The organism is Kocuria sp. UCD-OTCP (genome assembly GCF_000349605.1).
In the GTDB taxonomy this organism is placed as follows: domain Bacteria; phylum Actinomycetota; class Actinomycetes; order Actinomycetales; family Micrococcaceae; genus Kocuria; species Kocuria rosea.
This window is the reverse complement of record NZ_AOSQ01000042.1, coordinates 21,464-37,713: the sequence shown is the minus strand read 5'-3', so window position 1 is coordinate 37,713 and position 16,250 is coordinate 21,464. Positions and strand designations below refer to the sequence as shown.

15 protein-coding genes are annotated in these 16,250 nt (G+C 75.2%); 6 read left to right on the top strand and 9 right to left on the bottom strand.

Going from position 1 to position 16,250, the window contains the following annotated elements; all coding sequences use genetic code 11:
* The first annotated feature begins 105 nt into the window (after positions 1–105).
* Positions 106–1,599, top strand: coding sequence for a glycosyltransferase family 4 protein (locus H488_RS0118850; RefSeq protein WP_051063811.1), 1,494 nt, complete (start codon positions 106–108; stop codon positions 1,597–1,599).
* Positions 1,600–1,612: 13 nt separating this feature from the next.
* On the opposite strand, the gene H488_RS32150 is transcribed toward H488_RS0118850, so the two are convergent.
* From H488_RS32150 to H488_RS32140, 3 genes are all read right to left on the bottom strand, one after another.
* Positions 1,613–2,503, bottom strand: a complete 891-nt coding sequence (locus tag H488_RS32150) for an oxygenase MpaB family protein (protein WP_031283456.1) — start codon at positions 2,501–2,503, stop codon at positions 1,613–1,615.
* Between the two features lie 143 nt (positions 2,504–2,646).
* A complete protein-coding gene (locus tag H488_RS32145) occupies positions 2,647–3,321 on the bottom strand; it encodes a hypothetical protein (RefSeq protein ID WP_017834337.1) in 675 nt (224 codons plus the stop codon).
* Between the two features lie 181 nt (positions 3,322–3,502).
* A complete protein-coding gene (locus tag H488_RS32140) occupies positions 3,503–4,204 on the bottom strand; it encodes an SDR family oxidoreductase (RefSeq protein WP_017834336.1) in 702 nt (233 codons plus the stop codon).
* A gap of 221 nt (positions 4,205–4,425) precedes the next feature.
* Between H488_RS32140 and H488_RS32135 the strand changes: the two genes are divergently transcribed.
* Positions 4,426–5,820: an aldehyde dehydrogenase family protein gene (locus tag H488_RS32135; RefSeq protein WP_017834335.1), complete on the top strand. Its 1,395-nt coding sequence runs from the start codon at positions 4,426–4,428 to the stop codon at positions 5,818–5,820.
* Between the two features lie 46 nt (positions 5,821–5,866).
* On the opposite strand, the gene H488_RS32130 is transcribed toward H488_RS32135, so the two are convergent.
* The 3 genes from H488_RS32130 to H488_RS32120 all read right to left on the bottom strand — a co-directional run bounded on the left by H488_RS32130 (position 5,867) and on the right by H488_RS32120 (position 9,599).
* Complete coding sequence (locus H488_RS32130; RefSeq protein WP_017834334.1) at positions 5,867–6,574, bottom strand: AfsR/SARP family transcriptional regulator; 708 nt, start codon at positions 6,572–6,574, stop codon at positions 5,867–5,869.
* A 188-nt stretch (positions 6,575–6,762) separates the two neighbouring features.
* On the bottom strand, positions 6,763–8,445 hold the full coding sequence (locus H488_RS32125) for an ABC1 kinase family protein (protein ID WP_017834333.1): 1,683 nt from the start codon (positions 8,443–8,445) through the stop codon (positions 6,763–6,765).
* A complete protein-coding gene (locus H488_RS32120; protein WP_017834332.1) occupies positions 8,442–9,599 on the bottom strand; it encodes a hypothetical protein in 1,158 nt (385 codons plus the stop codon). The genes H488_RS32125 and H488_RS32120 overlap by 4 nt, the downstream gene beginning before the upstream one ends.
* Positions 9,600–9,790: 191 nt before the next feature.
* Here H488_RS32120 and H488_RS32115 point away from each other — a divergent pair, with 191 nt between their 5' ends.
* Complete coding sequence (locus tag H488_RS32115; protein ID WP_136341423.1) at positions 9,791–11,215, top strand: hypothetical protein; 1,425 nt, start codon at positions 9,791–9,793, stop codon at positions 11,213–11,215.
* A gap of 66 nt (positions 11,216–11,281) precedes the next feature.
* The gene (locus H488_RS32110) at positions 11,282–11,485 is read left to right on the top strand and encodes a hypothetical protein (RefSeq protein ID WP_017834330.1); all 204 of its coding nucleotides are present in this window, start codon (positions 11,282–11,284) and stop codon (positions 11,483–11,485) included.
* A 112-nt stretch (positions 11,486–11,597) separates the two neighbouring features.
* On the opposite strand, the gene pepN is transcribed toward H488_RS32110, so the two are convergent.
* Positions 11,598–14,222 (bottom strand): aminopeptidase N, encoded by a 2,625-nt coding sequence (gene pepN / locus H488_RS32105; protein ID WP_031283452.1) that lies wholly within the window; start codon positions 14,220–14,222, stop codon positions 11,598–11,600.
* Positions 14,223–14,361: 139 nt separating this feature from the next.
* Here pepN and H488_RS0118845 point away from each other — a divergent pair, with 139 nt between their 5' ends.
* Together H488_RS0118845 and H488_RS32100 are read left to right on the top strand one after the other, a co-directional pair.
* Positions 14,362–14,820 (top strand): DUF2243 domain-containing protein, encoded by a 459-nt coding sequence (locus tag H488_RS0118845; protein WP_035923945.1) that lies wholly within the window; start codon positions 14,362–14,364, stop codon positions 14,818–14,820.
* Complete coding sequence (locus H488_RS32100; RefSeq protein ID WP_017834327.1) at positions 14,817–15,602, top strand: cytochrome c oxidase assembly protein; 786 nt, start codon at positions 14,817–14,819, stop codon at positions 15,600–15,602. The genes H488_RS0118845 and H488_RS32100 overlap by 4 nt, the downstream gene beginning before the upstream one ends.
* 7 nt (positions 15,603–15,609) lie before the next feature.
* Here the strand turns inward: H488_RS32100 and H488_RS0118840 are convergent, their stop codons facing one another.
* Both H488_RS0118840 and H488_RS32095 read right to left on the bottom strand, forming a co-directional pair.
* Positions 15,610–15,882 carry a hypothetical protein gene (locus H488_RS0118840; protein WP_017834326.1) on the bottom strand — a complete coding sequence of 91 codons (273 nt, stop codon included), beginning with the start codon at positions 15,880–15,882 and terminating at the stop codon, positions 15,610–15,612.
* Positions 15,879–16,250 (bottom strand): hypothetical protein, encoded by a 372-nt coding sequence (locus H488_RS32095; RefSeq protein ID WP_017834325.1) that lies wholly within the window; start codon positions 16,248–16,250, stop codon positions 15,879–15,881. The genes H488_RS0118840 and H488_RS32095 overlap by 4 nt, the downstream gene beginning before the upstream one ends.

Genomic DNA, 16,250 nt, shown 5'->3' with positions numbered 1-16,250 from the left:
ACGATGTGCCACTTCCCGGTGCCGCCAACTAGCCTGAGGGCGTGAAGGTTCTGGTACTGGGCCCCGGAGGCCGCGAACACGCAATCATCAAAACACTTTCGAAAAGTGGCCGAGGCGGACCGGTTCCTCGCGCTGGTGCCGCCCGGCACCAGCGACCTCGCCGGCACGCGGGCCCGCCGCCACCGTTACGTCGGCCGGATCTCGGAGGCCGTGGTCGAGCTCCGGCGCGCCGTGGCCGCCGGGCGAGCCACGCCGGGGGAGCGCCGCCGGCTGCTCCACTACGAGGACGACCTGCGGCTGCTCTCCGGCTGGCGTCCCGCGCTCACCCCGGTGGTCGGCTACCGGCCGGAGGCCGCCTCCGTGCTGCACGTGCTGGCCGAGGCCCCGCCGCGCGCCCGGGGCCTCCGCGCGCCGCGCCACCACTCCCTGCTGTCCGCGACCGTGGCCCAGGGCTGGACCGTGACCGCTGTGACCCGCCCCGGTCCCGTGCCCGCCGACGGCCGGTCGCACGGGCCGGCGCCCGAGGTGCTCGACGGCGTCTCCTACCACCGGATCCTGCCCGCCCGCCGCGCGCTGCTGCCCACGGCACGACTGCAGCAGGAGGCGCAGGCCCTGCTCGAACTGGCCCTGCGCGCCCGGCCCGCCGTGCTGCACACGACGAGCCGTCCCGGCAACGGCCTCGTGACCCGCGCGGTGGCCGAGGCCCTGGGCATCCCGTGGGTGTACGAGGTGCGCGAGCTGCCGGCCGACCGGTGGGCGGCCTCCCGTCCCGCCGAGGCCGTCACGAGCGAGCGCCACCGGCTCGACTGCGCCCGGGAGGCCGAGGTCCTGGCCGCCGCGGCCGACGTGGTGACCACGAGCCGTGCGATGGGCGAGCGGGTGCGGGCGCTGACGCGGGCCCTGCCGGCCGGCCCGGTCCCGGTCCGCGTGGCGCCCCCCGCCGTGGACGGCCCCTACCTGGCGGATCCCCGTCCCCTGCGGGAGGCGCGCCGGGTGCTCGGGCTGCCGGAGACGGCCCGGGTGGTGGGCGCGGTCGCGGACCTGGTGGAGCACGAGGGCCTCGACGACCTCCTGCGCGCCGCGGCCCTCGTGCGCGCCGACGTGCCGGAGCTGCTCGTGGTGGTCGTGGGCGCGGGCCCGGCGCGGCGGGAGCTCGAGCGCCTGGCCGCGGAGCTCGGCCTGGGCGACCGGGTCCGCTTCACGGGGCGGGTCCCGGACGAGCAGGTCGTGCAGTACCACCAGGCGTTCGACGTGTTCGTGGTCGCCCGCAAGGACCGCCCGGTCACACGGGCCGCGGCCCCGACCGAGTCCGTCGAGGCCCTGGCCACCGGGACCCCCGTGGTCGCCTCGCGGCTGCCGGTGCTCGCCGAGACCGTGGCCGACGGCATCACCGGGATGCTCACCCCGCCGGAGGAGCCCGAGACCCTCGCCACGGTCCTGCGGATGATGCTCGAGTGCCCCGCCGTGCGCCGCTGCCTCGGCGGCGAGGGCCGGCGCCGGGTCGTGCCGGGAGGGACGTGGCACGGCGTGGCCGCGGCGGCCGCGGAGGCCTACGACCACGTCACCGGGCGCGCCGGGACCGAGGAGGCCTCGGCCTGAGCGCGGTGCGCTCTCAGAGCAGGCCGAGGCGAGCGAGGCGGCGGCGCGCGGCCGCCTCGCTCGGCCCCGTCTCCCCGAGGGCGCGGCCGACCACCGCCAGGGTGAGCCCGGCGGCGCTGCGCGTGGGCAGCGGCACGGGGCCCAGCCGCGGACGCTCGAGACCGAGCAGGTCCAGCCGGTCCCCGGGCAGCGAGTCCACGACGGCGGCGAACAGGGCCCGGTAGCCCGGCAGCAGCACGGGGTCCAGGGGCGGGCGGCGCAGGAACGCCACGACGTCGTCCACGCGCGGGCCTCCGGCGAGGCGGGGGCCGAAGGACCGGAGGCGCTCGTCCAGCTCGGCCTCGGAGCGCGGCGGCCGCTCCACGCCCATCAGCCGGCCCGCCACGGCCCACTCCCGCACGTAGGCGTCCGGCCCGCCCGGGATCGTCCCGCCCCACCGCTGGTGGGAGCGCAGGAACGCGTCCGTGAACGCCAGGTGGACCCACTCGGCGAGCTCGGGGTCGTTCGCGCAGTACGGGCGCCGCACGCCGTCGGCCCCGGTGTAGGTGCCGCGCACGCCGTCGTGGATCCGGCGGACGTGCGCCGAGGCCCGGTGCGCGGCGGTGGTGTCCCCGTAGGTGACGGTGAAGATCCACCGGATGGTCCCGGCGAGGCGCCCCAGGGGGTCGCTCCGGTAGTCCGAGTGCTCGACGACGCCGGCCAGCGCCCCCGGGTGCAGGGCCTGGGTGAGCAGGGCGCGCACGCCCGCGGGGATGGTCGCCATCGACCCGTGCACGGCCCACACCGCCGAACCGGGCCGGAAGTGCCCGGCGTCCTGGCCGTCGGCCAGCGCCAGCTCCCACTCCGGCACGCGGTCCGCCTGTCCGGCGAAGGTCGTGCGCAGCCTGTCCTGCAGCGGCGCCATCAGTCCCACGTCGAGCCCCTTCCGTCCCGGTGACCGGTCGGGCCCATCATGGCCGCCGCCTCCGACATCCGCGGCGGCGCGCCGCGCAGGACCGCGCCCGGATCCGCCACCGGGGCGGGGCCGCAGCGGGCAGGGCCGGGAGCTCAGGGCCGTTCGGAGCCCCCGGGGACCAGTCCGGCCAGGGGCCCGCCCCGGAGGAAGCGCACGAGGGCGGGGGAGCGGGTGACCACCGTCTCCTGGTAGCGGCCGGGCAGCTCGGGGTCCTTGCCGATGACCAGCTGCTCGACGTCGTCGTCCAGGAACATCGCCATGGTGCCCCGCAGCAGCTCCAGCACCGCGTCGTCGCCGAGCAGGTCGCGCACGGCGCCGGGCAGCCGGACGGTGCGCGCGCCGTCGAGGACCAGGTCGGCGAAGTCGGGGGTGTCGCCCTCCGACCACCGGGCCGTGGACGCGGCGGCGACCGCCCCGACGGCCTCGACCGCGAGGGTCACGACGATGGTCGCCTCCGTCAGCGCCGTCCGGACGTCCTCCGCGCGGCCCCGCTCGCGGTTCCGCCGCCAGCGGCTCGGACGGGTGCGGTCGACCACCAGGTACTCCAGCTGCAGCCTGCCCCGGCAGTCCTCCAGGAAGGAGACGGTGACGGTCTCGGCGGGGCAGTCCTCCCGGACGGCGGCGTAGGCCCGGCGCAGCAGGTCCTGCAGGTCGGTGGAGCCGCGGCCGAGCGTGCGCGCCGAGAGGCGCACGGGCCGGCCGTGCTCGTCGAGGCAGCGCACCGTGATCGGGACGCGTGCCACCGTGGTGTCGAGGGGGGAGTCCACGCTGACGTCAGGCCTTCCTGTGCGGTCGGGGAGAGGTCATCAGTCTAGATGCGCAGTCATGATCTGCCCGCGCCCGACCCGTCGCCCGTTGTGGGGACAATCGTGCCCTCACCAGCGGCGACGGCCGGGCCGGAGGCGTTTCCGCGGTCCGGCCCGGCCGTCCCTCCGTGCGCAGGGCCGATCAGGGCCAGGAGCCCTCCTCGGCGTGGGCGACGAACAGCTCGCGGATCTCGCACCCGTGGGGCTGGCCGAGGGCGAACAGGACGGCGTTCGCGACGTTCTCCGGATCGTTGAGCTGGGAGTCGTCCTGCGGCTTGTACTGCTCGTCCCGGTCGTCGAAGAAGCGTGTCTTCATGCCGCCCGGGATGAGCTGGGTGACGCCGACCTCGCCCTTGAGCTCCGCGGCGAGGGCCTGGGTGAAGCCCAGCACCCCGAACTTGGAGGCGCAGTACGCCGTCGCGTCCGAGACGCCCTTCAGCGCCAGGGTGGAGGCCACGGTGACGACCCGCCCCCGGGACTCCCGCAGGGCGGGCAGCGCCGCACGCACCGTGGACACGGTGCCGAACAGGTTGACCTGCACGACCTTCTCCCACTCGGTGCTCGCCACGTCCTCGAGCCGGCCGCAGCGGTCGATGCCGGCCGCGGTGACGACCGCGTCCAGACCGCCGGCGTCCGTCACGGCCCGGCGCACCGCCTCGGTCACCGCGGCGGTGTCCGCCACGTCGACCTCGTAGGCGGTGACGCCGGTGAGCGTGCTGATGTCCCGGTCCAGGACGATGGGGGTGCCGCCGTTGTCGCGGACCGCCTCCGCCACGGCGGCGCCGAGCCCGGAGGCACCGCCGGTGATCAGCACCCGGCCGGGATTGGTGGGCTGGAGACTCATGCAACTTCCTCTCTGCTGGACACGGCCGCGCCCACGGCCGGTGCCGCGGGCGGGCGTGCTGCTCCTCGTCGGAACAGGGGGCAGGCGCCGCGGGTGCGGCGGCCTGGCCCTGCTACCGTAGCCGCTCCCGAGCCGTTCATCAGTATGCTCATCAGGACGGCCCCCTGGGTGTCCGCGCCCGCACGGCCGGAGGACGCCCGCCCGCACGGAGAAGGAGTTCCATGACCACCGCTGCACCCGCCACCGCCCCGACGACCGAGCTGACCGTGCAGGATCCGCGGGACGGGTCCACGGTCGGCACCCTGGCCGCCGCCACGGAGGAGGAGGTGCGGGCCGCGGTCGAGACCGCCCGCGCCGCCGCCCGGGACTGGGCCCGGACCGCCCCCGAGGAGCGCGGGAAGGCCCTGCGCGCGGCCGCCGACCGCCTGGCCGCCCACGCCGAGGAGCTCGCCGAGCTCAACGCCCGCGAGACCGGCAAGCCCGTCGAGGAGTCCCTGGGCGGGGTGATGGCCGGGGTCGGGACGCTCCACCAGTACGCGGAGCTCGGCCCGGTGCACCGGGGCCACAGCCTGCGCGGCAGCGTGCTCGCGGCCGACTACACGGTCGCGGAGCCGCGCGGCGTCGTCGTCGCCCTCACCCCGTGGAACGACCCCGTGGCCGTGGCCGCGGGCCTGCTGGGCGCGGCGATCGTCACCGGCAACACCGTGGTGCACAAGCCGAGCGAACGGTGCCCCCACCTCGGAGCCCGCCTCGGGGAGATCCTCGCCGGGGTCCTGCCGGCCGGCGTGCTCGGCACCGTCACCGGAGGCGCCGCCGTGGGGCAGCTGCTCACGGCGCTGCCCGGCGTCGACGTCCTCGCCCACGTCGGCTCCACCGCCACGGGGGAGGCCATCGCCCGCGCGGCGCTCGGCACCGGCGCCCACGTGGTCCGGGAGAACGGCGGCAACGACGCCCTGGTGGTCGACGACGACGTCGACCCCGTCTGGGCCGCCGGGCAGGCCGCCCTCGGCGCGTTCGCGAACTCGGGCCAGATCTGCGTGGCGGTCGAGCGGATCTACGTCCACCGCGGCGTCGCCGAGCCGTTCCTCGAGGCGCTCGCCGAGGAGGCCCGCCGGCGCAACACCGACGGCACGCTCGCGCCGCTGGTCGACGAGCGGCTGCGCGAGGAGGTCCACCGCCAGGTCGCCGAGAGCGTCGCCCAGGGGGCGGTCGTGCTCGAGGGCGCCCAGGTCCCGGAGGGCCCCGGCGCGTTCTACCCGGCCACCGTGCTGCGCGGGTGCACCCCCGCGATGGCCGTGATGACCGAGGAGACGTTCGGGCCCGTGGCGCCGGTCCAGGTCGTCGACAGCTTCGACGAGGGGCTCCGGCTGGCCGCCGCCGACCGCTACGGGCTGGCCGCCACCGTGCTCACCGGCCGGATCGCCCACGCCCAGCGCGCCGTGGCCGAGCTGCCCGTGGGCACGCTCAAGGTCAACAACGTCTTCGGCGGCGCCCCGGGCGGTGCGGCGCAGCCGCGGCGGGCGTCCGGCGCGGGCTTCGGCTACGGCCCCGAGCTCCTCGACGAGATGACCCAGGTGAAGGTCGTGCACCTGGAGATGCCGCCCGCGGCCGGCTGAGCACTGGCCGCGGCCCCCGTGGGCCCGGGCCGCGGAACCCGGGTCCTCACCGCCGGCGCCGTGGCTCGAGCAGCCCCCGGACCCGGTCCGAGGGCTGCTCGCCCAGCTCCGCCGCGAGGGCCGAGCGGTACTCCTGGAAAGCCCGCCGGGCCTCGGCCTCGTTGCCGAGAGCGAGGTGGGCGCGGAGCAGCAGGCGCACGGCGCTCTCGCGCAGGGGAGCGGCGTCTCGGACCGTCCGGGCCAGCGCGAGGGCGTGGTGGACCTCCCCGCGGACCAGGCAGAGCTCGGCCCGCTCCTCCACGGCGTTGACGTAGAGCTCCTGCAGCCGGGCCTGCTCCTCGACCACCCAGTCGTCGTACCAGCCCGGCAGCAGCGCCACCCGGGGGCGGTCCAGCACCCAGGCGTCGTCCCGCTCGGCGGACCAGGACGCCACCGGGCGCACGACCAGCTCGAGCAGACGGTGGAGGTCCACGTCCACCGCCCCGGAGAGCGCGAGGTCGCCGCCGCGGCCCGCGAGGGCCCCCGGCACGCGCCGGGACAGGGTGAAGACGGCCGCGCGCAGGCTGCCGAGCGCGTGGTCCTCCGGGCACTCCGGCCACAGCAGGCCGGCGAGGTAGTGCCGGGACCGGGGGCCGTGGACCGCCAGCGCCGCCAGGAGCCGCTGCTGCCGCGCCCCGGTGTGCACCGGGGCGCCCTGCACGGCGAGGTCCCAGCTCCCCAGCAGGCGCAGCGTGATCGGCCTCCGCTCGCCCATGATCCCGCTCCCCCCGGCTGACCAGGCACAACGTCCGCGCCCGGGTTCCACCGCCATGCTCTGCCGCGGGGTGGGGGAAGTCAACGGGATGTCGTGCCCCGCCGCGAGTGCGTCCGTGCCGGGTCCCTGCCGGGTCCCCGCGCGGCGGGGGTCCGGGGCGGAGGCCGGACGGGCCGCCCCGCCGGGGCTCAGAAGCGGCGGCGGACCCGGATGGTGTTGGCCAGGCGCCGGACCTTGGGCACGTTGGTGGAGAGCACGAGATAGCCGGTGAGCGTGCCCACGGTGGTCGCGCCGCCCGCGATCAGGGGGGTGTGGAACTTCCGCCACCGCTCCGGGTCGGACGCCAGGATGTGGGCCATGCCGTTGATGGACGCGGCGATCACCGCGCCGGCCACCACCTGGTGGCCGATCTTCTCGCCGCGCTTGAGCAGCGGCTCGAACTCGTCGGCGCGCAGGTGGACGTCGAAGCCGCCGCGCTCCAGCACCACGATGAGCCGCCGGAGGTACTCGGGGGCCTCCACGCCCATCTGCACCGCGTCCTGCAGGATGTCGCGCACCCGCTTGGCCAGGATCTCGGGGGAGAGCCGGTGCAGCACGAACCGCTGGGCGTACGGGGCGAGGACCGAGACGAGGTCGAACTCCGGGTCCAGGCCGGTGCCCACGGACTCCGCCGTGACGAGCATCCGCAGGAACAGGGCGGACTCGCGCGGCAGGTGCATCCGGTAGCGGCGCAGCATCCCGATGAGGTCGCCCATCAGGTGGCCCACCCGCACCTCGTGCAGGGGCTTGTTCGCGTAGCGGCGCAGCAGGATCGCCACGTCCCGCTCGAGGTCCTTCTTGTTGACGTCCAGCTCCTGCGAGGTCAGCCCCAGCAGCCCCGCGGCGACCCGCCGCGGGTTCTCCTGCACCACGCCGAGCATCAGGGTCACCAGGTGGTCCCGGAACTCGTCGGTGAGGGTGCCCATCATCCCGAAGTCGATGATCCCGATCCGCCCGCCGGTCTCCACGAAGAGGTTCCCGGGGTGCGGGTCCGCGTGGAAGAAGCCGTGCTCGAAGATCATCCGGCAGATGGCCTCGGTCGAGTCCACGGCCAGCAGGTGCCGGTCGAGCCCGGCGGCCTCGAGGGCGGGGTAGTCGTTGATCTTGATCCCGCGGATCCGCTCCATCGTGAGGATCCGGGAGGTCGAGGCCTCCCAGAAGATCTCCGGGACGTGCACCCGGGGGTCGCCCCTGAAGTTCTCGGCCATCCGCTGGGCGTTGCGGGCCTCCGTGAGGTAGTCCAGCTCGTCCCGCAGGGACTGGGCGAACTCGTCCGCCAGACCCACGAGGTCGAAGTGCTGCACCGCCGGCCAGTAGGTGGACAGCAGCTTGGCCAGCTCCGCGAGGATCTCGAGGTCGCGGTTGACCTCCTCGACGACGCCGGGGCGGCGCACCTTCACGACGACGTCCACCCCCTTGTAGACGGCCGCGTGCGCCTGGCCGATCGAGCCCGTGGCGAGCGGCACGGGGTCGATCTCGGCGAGGATCTCCTCGGCGGCGGAGTCGGGCTCCGACTCGATCATCGCCCGGATCCGCTCCGGCGGCACCGGGGGCGTGCTGTCCTGCAGCCGGGTCAGCTCCTGCACGTACCGCGGCGGCAGCAGGTCCGGCCGGGTCGAGACCACCTGGCCGAGCTTCACGAACGTGGGACCGAGCTCCTCGAGGGCCTGCCGCAGGTGGACCGGCTGGCTGTAGAGCTTGTCGGGGTCGATGAGCCGGACCCGGGCCAGCGGTGCGCGCCACTCCTCCTTGATCCCGCCGAGGGCGAAGCCGAAGCCGTGCTTCGAGAGGACCTCGAGGATCTGGAGGAAGCGTTCCCGGCGGCTGATCATCGGCGGGCCGCTCCGGTGCTCATCCGGGCGAGGTAGAAGGACATGAAGCCGGTCGCGACGGCCACGATGAAGCACAGCGCGCTCACCAGCGGTTCGATGCCGAGGAAGACCACGCCCACCCCGCCCAGCAGCACGGTCATGGCCAGCAGCGTCCACACGGCCACGTGCACCCGGCCGAGCACGCCGGTCCCCGGGCCGGCGGAGGAGCGCTGAGCGGACACGTCGTCGTCGTGCCCGGCGCGCTCCGCGCCCCCGGACCCCGCCGCGGACACGGCCAGGCCCTTGCGCCACTTCTTCGCGTTGCGCGAGCGGTCGGCCTCGGCCGGGACGTAGGCGTCCGGGACGGGGAAGCTGCCGCCGGGCGGCAGGAGCTCGGGGACGTCGTTGGGCAGCTGCTCGAACCACTCCGCGGGGATGTCCTCCGGACGCGCGGCCTGGAGGGTCATCGAGACCTCGAAGGCCGAGCCGCGGATGGTGCCCCACACCGCGGTGAGCTTCTCCTGCTGGAAGGCGTGGTCGATGATCGGGATGAACTGCTGGGACATCTGGGTGGAGAGCCGGCCCACCTGACGGCGCTCGTAGAGCACGTCGACGATGTCCAGGGTCTGCCCGTGGTGGTTGCGGACCTTGTTCGTCTCCAGGGTCAGCATCACGCGGCCCTCCCCGGACGGGGGGATGACGCTGTGCAGGTACTCGGCGAACTCCTGCTCGTCCAGGACCTTGATCGACGGGCCCTGCGGCAGCACCGCGGCCTGCGCCGGGGGCGTGTTGAGCGGGAACAGCAGGTCCGGGGCCGCGATCGACAGCCGCGCCGCGGCGTCGACCTCCGCCTGCCCGTCCTGGCGCAGGACCGTGGCCTCCAGCTTCAGCGGCGCCACCGGCGTGTAGCCGGACGCGATGACCCGCGCGAGGTAGGGCCAGTACCGCTGCGCGTCCTGCTGGGCGAGGTGGCCGATCTTGTTGGGCCCGATCCGCACCGAGACGGTGTGGGGGTCGAAGGGGTTGTCCGGCTCCGGGACCAGCGCCGCGTTGCCCGTCCAGGTGCGCAGCTTGCCGAAGGACAGACCGCCGAACACCCGCATGATCTCGGTGTCGTAGAAGTTCTCCGTGACGATCTCCAGAGAGCCGCGGTCGTTGAGCGCGTAGTCGGTCATGGTCTCCCTCGATGGAGCTGGGGCATCAAGTCGTCAATAGCTTCTCACGATTCCCGTGACGCCCGGTCCACCGCCGGGCCCGTACGGTGTCCGCGCTGACTGGTGCAATGATGGCCGATCAGGACACCGGGCGGGCCCCGGTGACCGCCCGGGACGAGAGCCGGACCGGGACCCCCGAAGGAGGCGCGCGGATGCCCCAGGGCCAGGACCTCCCGCCCGAGCCGGACCGCCCGGCGGTGGACGTCGACGTGCTGCGCACGCTCTTCCTCAGCCCCGGCGACTGGATCCACCGGCGCGTGGAGTCCGTGCTGATGAGCCCCGACGGGGTCACCCGCCGGAAGGTCTCCCTCGACGTCGACCTCGCCGTGCGCGCCCCGTGGCCGGCCGACGGCGCCGGCCGGCTGCTGGTGCCCGTGACCATCCAGGCCAAGCAGCCCCTGCGCAACTTCGACGCCGTCTGCCAGGGCGACCCCGTCCCGGTCCTCAGCACCGAGGACAACGGGGCGCTCGCCGAGCTGCTGCTGCGCGGACTGATCCCGGAGCAGCTGCCGCTGGCCGAGGCGGCCGTCCTGGCGGACGACCACGTCCCGGCGATCGTGCACGCCCCCGAGCTGCTCGTGGAGGACGCCCTCGACGGGTTCTGGGCCTACTGCGAGCACCTGCGCGCCGTCGTCCAGGAGCTCGTCGACCGGGGGCGGCTGCCGGCGGAGGACGCCGAGCACTGGGAGGCCGACCTCGCCCTGTTCACCACCGTGGCCGACCAGCTGGCCCGCGGCTTCCTGCTGACCTTCGCGCTGCCCGCCGAGTTCGCGGGGCGCCGGCTCGTGCTCAAGTACTCGATGGACGAGCAGTACGCCGCCGGCCGGAGACCGCGCGCCCGGGACCGGCTGCGGCACTGCTGGATGCCCTGGGTGGGTCGGGTCGGCCTGCACGACCTCGCGTCCTGCCGCAGCTTCCACCTGGAGCTGACGGTGCCCCCGGAGGTCCGGCTGCACGAGTTCACGGTCCTCTCGCACGAGGGCGGGCGCCCCGGCGGGCCGGGCGGCTCGCACCGGGCGGTGGACCGGGTGCTCGCCGAGGACCGCGCCGTGCGGCGGTGGCCCGGGGCGGTGCGCGGCCACCTGGCGCTGCGGCCCACGTCCCGGTTCGACGACGCCTTCTGCGAGATGGTGATCCTGCCGGCCCGGCAGGGGATCACGGCGTTCGCCTCCGTGGCGGTCAGCCTCATCACCGCGGTCCTGCTGCTCGTGGGGCTCGTCGCCACCGTGCGGGAGCACGTCCTGGGGCCGGGCTGGCAGGTGCCCTCCGCGGCGGCCTCGATCGTGATGTCCGTGGTGGCGGTGCTGCTGTCCTGGATCAACCGGCAGCCCGAGCACGACATCTCCGTGCGCGTGATGCGCCCCCTGCGCTACGCGCTGAACCTGGAGGCGCTGGTCATGCTGATGCTCGCCGGCGCGGCCTCCGTCCCCTTCACCCCGGTGGCGGCCGCGGCGTACTGGTCGGTGCTCGTGCTGCTGCACGTGCTGTCCCTCGTGCTCGTGGCGCGCACCTGGTGGGTGCGGCGGTCCGTGGACCGGGGCTGGTTCACGTCCCGGGCGCGGCGGCACGGCCGATGACCGGCGGCGCTCTGTTCAGTGGGGCGGCGGCCTCCTACACTGGAGGTGTCACGGAAAGGATCCACCATGGCCTATGACGCCCGGACCGGTCCGCAGGCGCCCCAGCCGCGCCGCGAGCACCGCAACGACTCCAAGGTGAACCTGCTGCAGCTGGGCAACTCGTCGATGTCGCTCGGCCAGAGCCTCGACCGGCGGGTCTTCAAGTCCAACGAGGACGCCCAGCGCGCCGTCGACCGCGTGCTGCGCCGCTCGGGGCGCCCCGCCACCTGAGCCCGCGCCGCCCGGAACCGCCGGGTCCCCCGGACCGTCGCAGTCCCCCCGGTGCGCACCGGGGGGACTGCTGTTGCCCGGAGGACCCGGGGCCGGCCTCGGCGTGCGGGGGTCAGGGGCGCGCCGCCGCCTGCGCCCGCAGCGCCCGCAGCAGGTGGTCCCGCTCCTCGACCAGGATCCGGCGCAGGGCGGCGGGCGCCCCGGCGTGGTTGCTCAGCCACAGCTCCGTGCGGGCGAGCACCGGGTGGTGCTCGGGGTCGTGCCCCGGCTCGAGATCGGCGCCGGCGGGGTAGAGCCCCTGCACGATGCGGGTGGCCATCCCGATGGACCGGCGCGCCCACACCTCCTCCAGCATGGCGAAGTACCGCTCCCGGTACGGCTCCACCAGCTCCGCCGGGCCCAGCTGGAAGCCGGCGACCGTGGCGCTCAGCAGGTCGTTGGACAGCTCGTCACCGGTGATCGCGTCCCAGGCCTCCGCCTTGGCCCGGGGGAGCGGGCGGGCGGCGCGGGCCCGGGCCCAGCCGACCTGCCCGGTGCGGGTCCGGTCGGCGGCGCGCTCCCGTTCCAGGGCGGCGTCCAGGACGGGGTCCTCGCCGTGGCCGGTGGCCGCGAGCGCCGTCCACAGCGCCCAGCGCAGGTCCGAGCCCAGCCGCAGCCCGGGCAGCGCGTCCCGCCCGCCCAGGAGGTCGCGCAACCATCCGGCGTGGCTGCCGTCGCGCCGGGCCGTGCGGGCGGTGAGCCGGGCGAGGGCCAGCTGCCGGTCGCTGCCCGGATCCGCCCGGCGCAGCTCCCGGACGGCGGCGTCGAGCAGCCGGCCCCGAAGCCGGGCCCGCCGGGCGGTCGGGGTGAAGCGCTCGACGGCCTCCACGGCGTGGTCCACGGCGGTGGAGAACATTCCGGTCTGCGGCTCGGCGAAGCCGTGGTCCAGGACGGCGCCCACCCAGTCCCCGGGGTCGAGCTCGGCGTCCCGGGTGGCGTTCCACAGCCCCGACCACAGCTGGGCGCGGGCCATGTCGTCCTCCACGGAGGACAGGGAGCTCAGGGCCGTGGTGAGCGAGAGCGGGTCCAGGCGGGTCTTGGCGTAGGTGAGGTCCTCGTCGTTGACCACCAGCAGCGGCGCGGTCGAGCCCACGAGCTCGGGGACCTCCACGGAGGACTCGGCGGGCAGGTCCACGCTGACCGTGCCGGTGCGCACCAGGACGTCCCCGGGACCGCGCTCGTAGCCGCCGAGCAGCAGCCGGTGCGGGCGCAGCACCCCGGCGCCGGGGTCCTGGAGCAGCGCCGCGAAGGTGACGGTGCCGTCGTCGTCCCGGGCGAGGTCCAGGGCCAGCGAGGTGACGCCGGAGGTGCCCAGCCAGGACTCCGCCCAGCCGCGCACGTCCCGCCCGGAGGCCTCCTCGAGCACGGCCAGGAAGTCCTCCAGGGTGGTGGACCCGTAGGCGTGGCGGCGGAAGTAGGCGCGGCACGCGTCGACGAACGGGCCGTAGCCCACGAACGCCACGAGCTGCTTGAGCACCGCGGCGCCCTTGGCGTAGGTGATGCCGTCGAAGTTCTGCCGGGCGGCCTCGAGGTCGTGGATGTCGGCGACCACCGGGTGCGTGGTGGGCAGCTGGTCCTGCCGGTAGGCCCAGGCCTTCCGGCGGTCCGCGAACGCGATCCACGCCTCCTCGAAATCCGTGGCCTGCACCGACGCGTGCGCCCCCATGAACTCGGCGAAGGACTCCTTGAGCCACAGGTCGTCCCACCACGTCATCGTGACGAGGTCCCCGAACCACATGTGGGACATCTCGTGCATGAGGGTGTTCGCCCGCCCCTGGTACTGGGCGCGGGTGGCCCCGTCCGGGAACAGGTACTCCTCGGTGAAGGTCACCAGCCCGGGGTTCTCCATGGCACCCAGGTTGTACTCGGGCACGAACGCCTGCTCGTACTTCCCGAACGGGTACGGGTAGCCGAACAGCTCGGTGAAGAACGTCAGTCCCTGCCGGGTGAGGTCGAACAGCTCGCGGGCGCCGGTGGCCGCGTCGAGGTGCTCGGCCAGCGAGGCGCGGCAGTACAGGGCCAGCGGCACGAACATGCGGCTGCCGTCCTCGAAGGAGTGCCGCCACTCGCCCGCCACCCGGTGGTACGGGCCCGCCAGCACCGTGGTGATGTACGTGGAGATCCGCTCCGTGGGGGCGAACTCGTGGCGCACCGCCCCGGGCCGCTCGGCCTCCGGAGCGGGGGACGCCGCCATGCGCACCCCGTTGGAGGAGACCTGCCAGCCGTCCGGGGCCAGGACCGTGAACCGGAAGGACGCCTTGAGGTCCGGCTGCTCGAAGTTCGCGAAGACCCGGCGGGCGTCCGCCGGCTCGTACTGGGTGTACAGGTAGACCCGGCCGTCGGCCGGGTCCACGAACCGGTGCATCCCCTCCCCGGAGCGGGAGTACAGCCCCCGCCCGGCCACCGTGACCTCGTTGGCCGCCTCGAGGGACGGCAGCCGGATCCGGGCGCCCTCCACGACGTCGTCCGGGTCCAGCTCCCGGCCGTTGACCGTCACCGACTCCACGGAGCGGCCGATGAAGTCCAGGAACGTCTGGGCGCCCTCCTCCGCGGCGAAGCGCACCGTGGTCACGGACCGGAACGAGTCCGCCTCCGGGTCCGGCGCGGTGGACAGGTCCAGCAGGACGTCGTAGCTCTCCACGGCGACGAGCTCGGAACGGTCGGCGGTCTCGCGGCGGGTCAGGTTGTCGTTGCGCACCGTGCCATTGAACCACCCGGGCCGGTCCGCCCGCCGGGCCCTGCCGTGCCGGGCCGCGGACAACCCGGGTCTGGACGGCCGGGCCCCGGGCGGCCGTAGGCTGGGTCGCAACCCCGCCCGCCCGCACCAGGAGGACACCATGGCCGACCAGGACCGCCGGACGGTGATCGCCGGCGCGCTGCTGGGGGCGGGCATCGCCGCCTCCGTGGTGGACCTCGCCGTCTTCCACCTGCTCCTGCACTGGCACCACTTCTACGACCTCTCCACCACCGGTGTCGCCCTCGCCTCGGACGGGCTCTTCCACGCCTTCGGCTGGTTCGTCACCGTGGGCTCCCTCTTCCTGCTGGCCGACATCCGCCGCCGCGGCGCCATGTCCTGGGGCCGCTGGACCGGGGGGCTGCTCGCGGGCCTCGGCGCGTTCCAGCTCGTCGACGGCGTGGTCCTGCACAAGGTGCTCAGGATCCACCAGATCCGCTACGACGTGGACCTGCTGGTCTACGACGCCACCTGGATCGGCACGGCCGTGCTCGCGCTCGCCGCGGGACTCCTGCTCCTGCGCCGGACCCGACCGCACCGGACCGACCGCCCGCGCCGATGACGCACGACCACGGGACCACCGGCTGGGCGCTCTTCGACGCGACCGTGCTCGCCCTGCTCGTCCTGGCCGCCGCCGGCTGGGCCGCGGGGCTGTGGGCGGCACGGCACCGCGACCCGTGGCCGGCGCACCGCACGGTGCTGTGGTTCGCGGGACTGCTGTGCGCCGGCACGGCGCTGGTCGGGCCCCTGGCCGGGGCCGCCCGCGCCGGCTTCACCGCCCACATGGCGGGACACCTGCTGCTGGGGATGGCCGCCCCGCTGCTGCTGGTGCTCGCCGCCCCCGTGACCCTGGCGCTGCGCGCGCTGCCCGTGGCCCGGGCCCGCGCCCTGTCCCGTCTCCTGCGCACGCCGCCCGTCCGGGCGGTGACCCGTCCGGTGGTGGCCGGGACGCTCAACGCGGGCGGCCTGTGGGTGCTCTACACCACCGGGCTGTACGGCACGATGCACGCCTCCGTGGCCGTGCACGCGGCGGTGCACCTCCACGTCCTCCTCGCGGGCTGCATCTTCACCGCCGCCGTGGTCGGGGTGGACCCGGACCCGCACCGGGGCTCCTTCCGCGTGCGGGCGGCGGTCCTGGTCGGCTTCGTGGCGGTCCACTCGGCGCTCGCCAAGCACCTGTACGGGCACCCACCGGACGGGGTCGGGGCGTCGGACGCCCGCACGGGGGCGCAGCTCATGTACTACGGCGGGGACGTGGTGGACGTGGCCCTGATCGTCGTGCTCTTCGCCCAGCGGTACGCCGCCGGGCGGCCCCGCGTCCGGGCGGCCCGGTCCGCCGCCTGAGAAGCGCTCACGCCCCGGGGGCCGCGTCCCGGCGGGCCTCGAGCTCCGCCACGAGCTCCTCGTGGCGGTCCTGGGTGACGGGGTGGGGGCCGTCGGTGTTGAGCAGGTACTCGTGCTCGAGCTGGCAGACCACCCGGCTGTGCAGGACCTGCAGCTCCACGAGGGGGAGCGCGGAGAGCTCGGCGGGGAAGTCGCAGTCCGGGCTCAGGCACGTGTCGCAGTCCTGGGTGCCCCCGGCGCCGGTGCCGGCCGGCGACGTGGCGACGTCGACGCCGCTCACGCCGCCACCCCGCCCGGCTCGGCGCCGTTCCAGCGCGCGGGTGCCGGCGCGGGCGCACCGGCCGGGGGGCGGGCCGCCTCGGCGAGGCCGAACGGCGCGGGCCGGGTGAGCACCCGGACGGCGCCACCGGAGTCGGGGTGGGGGTCGTGGTCGAGGGACCACCGCAGCAGGTCCAGACCGCCCGGGTCCACGTGCTGGGCGCCCGTGAGGTCCACGACGACGGCCGCACCGGGCACCAGGGTGCGGGCGCGGGCCACGAGGGGGGTGAGGATGCGGTGGTTGCGCTCGGTGAGATCGCCGGTGACCACCAGGTGCACGCACCGGGTGTCCAGCTCGATCTGCACGACGACGGACAGGGAGTGGTCCAT

What these genes read in the sequence shown, in the direction of transcription:
- H488_RS32125 (WP_017834333.1), bottom strand. Translation starts at nt 8,445, where the DNA reads ATGATCAGCCGCCGGGAACGCTTCCTCCAGATCCTCGAGGTCCTCTCG.
- H488_RS32095 (WP_017834325.1), bottom strand. Translation starts at nt 16,250, where the DNA reads ATGGACCACTCCCTGTCCGTCGTCGTGCAGATCGAGCTGGACACCCGG.
- H488_RS0118845 (WP_035923945.1), top strand. Translation starts at nt 14,362, where the DNA reads ATGGCCGACCAGGACCGCCGGACGGTGATCGCCGGCGCGCTGCTGGGG.
- H488_RS32115 (WP_136341423.1), top strand. Translation starts at nt 9,791, where the DNA reads ATGCCCCAGGGCCAGGACCTCCCGCCCGAGCCGGACCGCCCGGCGGTG.
- H488_RS32135 (WP_017834335.1), top strand. Translation starts at nt 4,426, where the DNA reads ATGACCACCGCTGCACCCGCCACCGCCCCGACGACCGAGCTGACCGTG.
- H488_RS32110 (WP_017834330.1), top strand. Translation starts at nt 11,282, where the DNA reads ATGGCCTATGACGCCCGGACCGGTCCGCAGGCGCCCCAGCCGCGCCGC.
- H488_RS32150 (WP_031283456.1), bottom strand. Translation starts at nt 2,503, where the DNA reads ATGGCGCCGCTGCAGGACAGGCTGCGCACGACCTTCGCCGGACAGGCG.
- H488_RS32120 (WP_017834332.1), bottom strand. Translation starts at nt 9,599, where the DNA reads ATGACCGACTACGCGCTCAACGACCGCGGCTCTCTGGAGATCGTCACG.
- H488_RS32130 (WP_017834334.1), bottom strand. Translation starts at nt 6,574, where the DNA reads ATGGGCGAGCGGAGGCCGATCACGCTGCGCCTGCTGGGGAGCTGGGAC.
- H488_RS32140 (WP_017834336.1), bottom strand. Translation starts at nt 4,204, where the DNA reads ATGAGTCTCCAGCCCACCAATCCCGGCCGGGTGCTGATCACCGGCGGT.
- H488_RS32100 (WP_017834327.1), top strand. Translation starts at nt 14,817, where the DNA reads ATGACGCACGACCACGGGACCACCGGCTGGGCGCTCTTCGACGCGACC.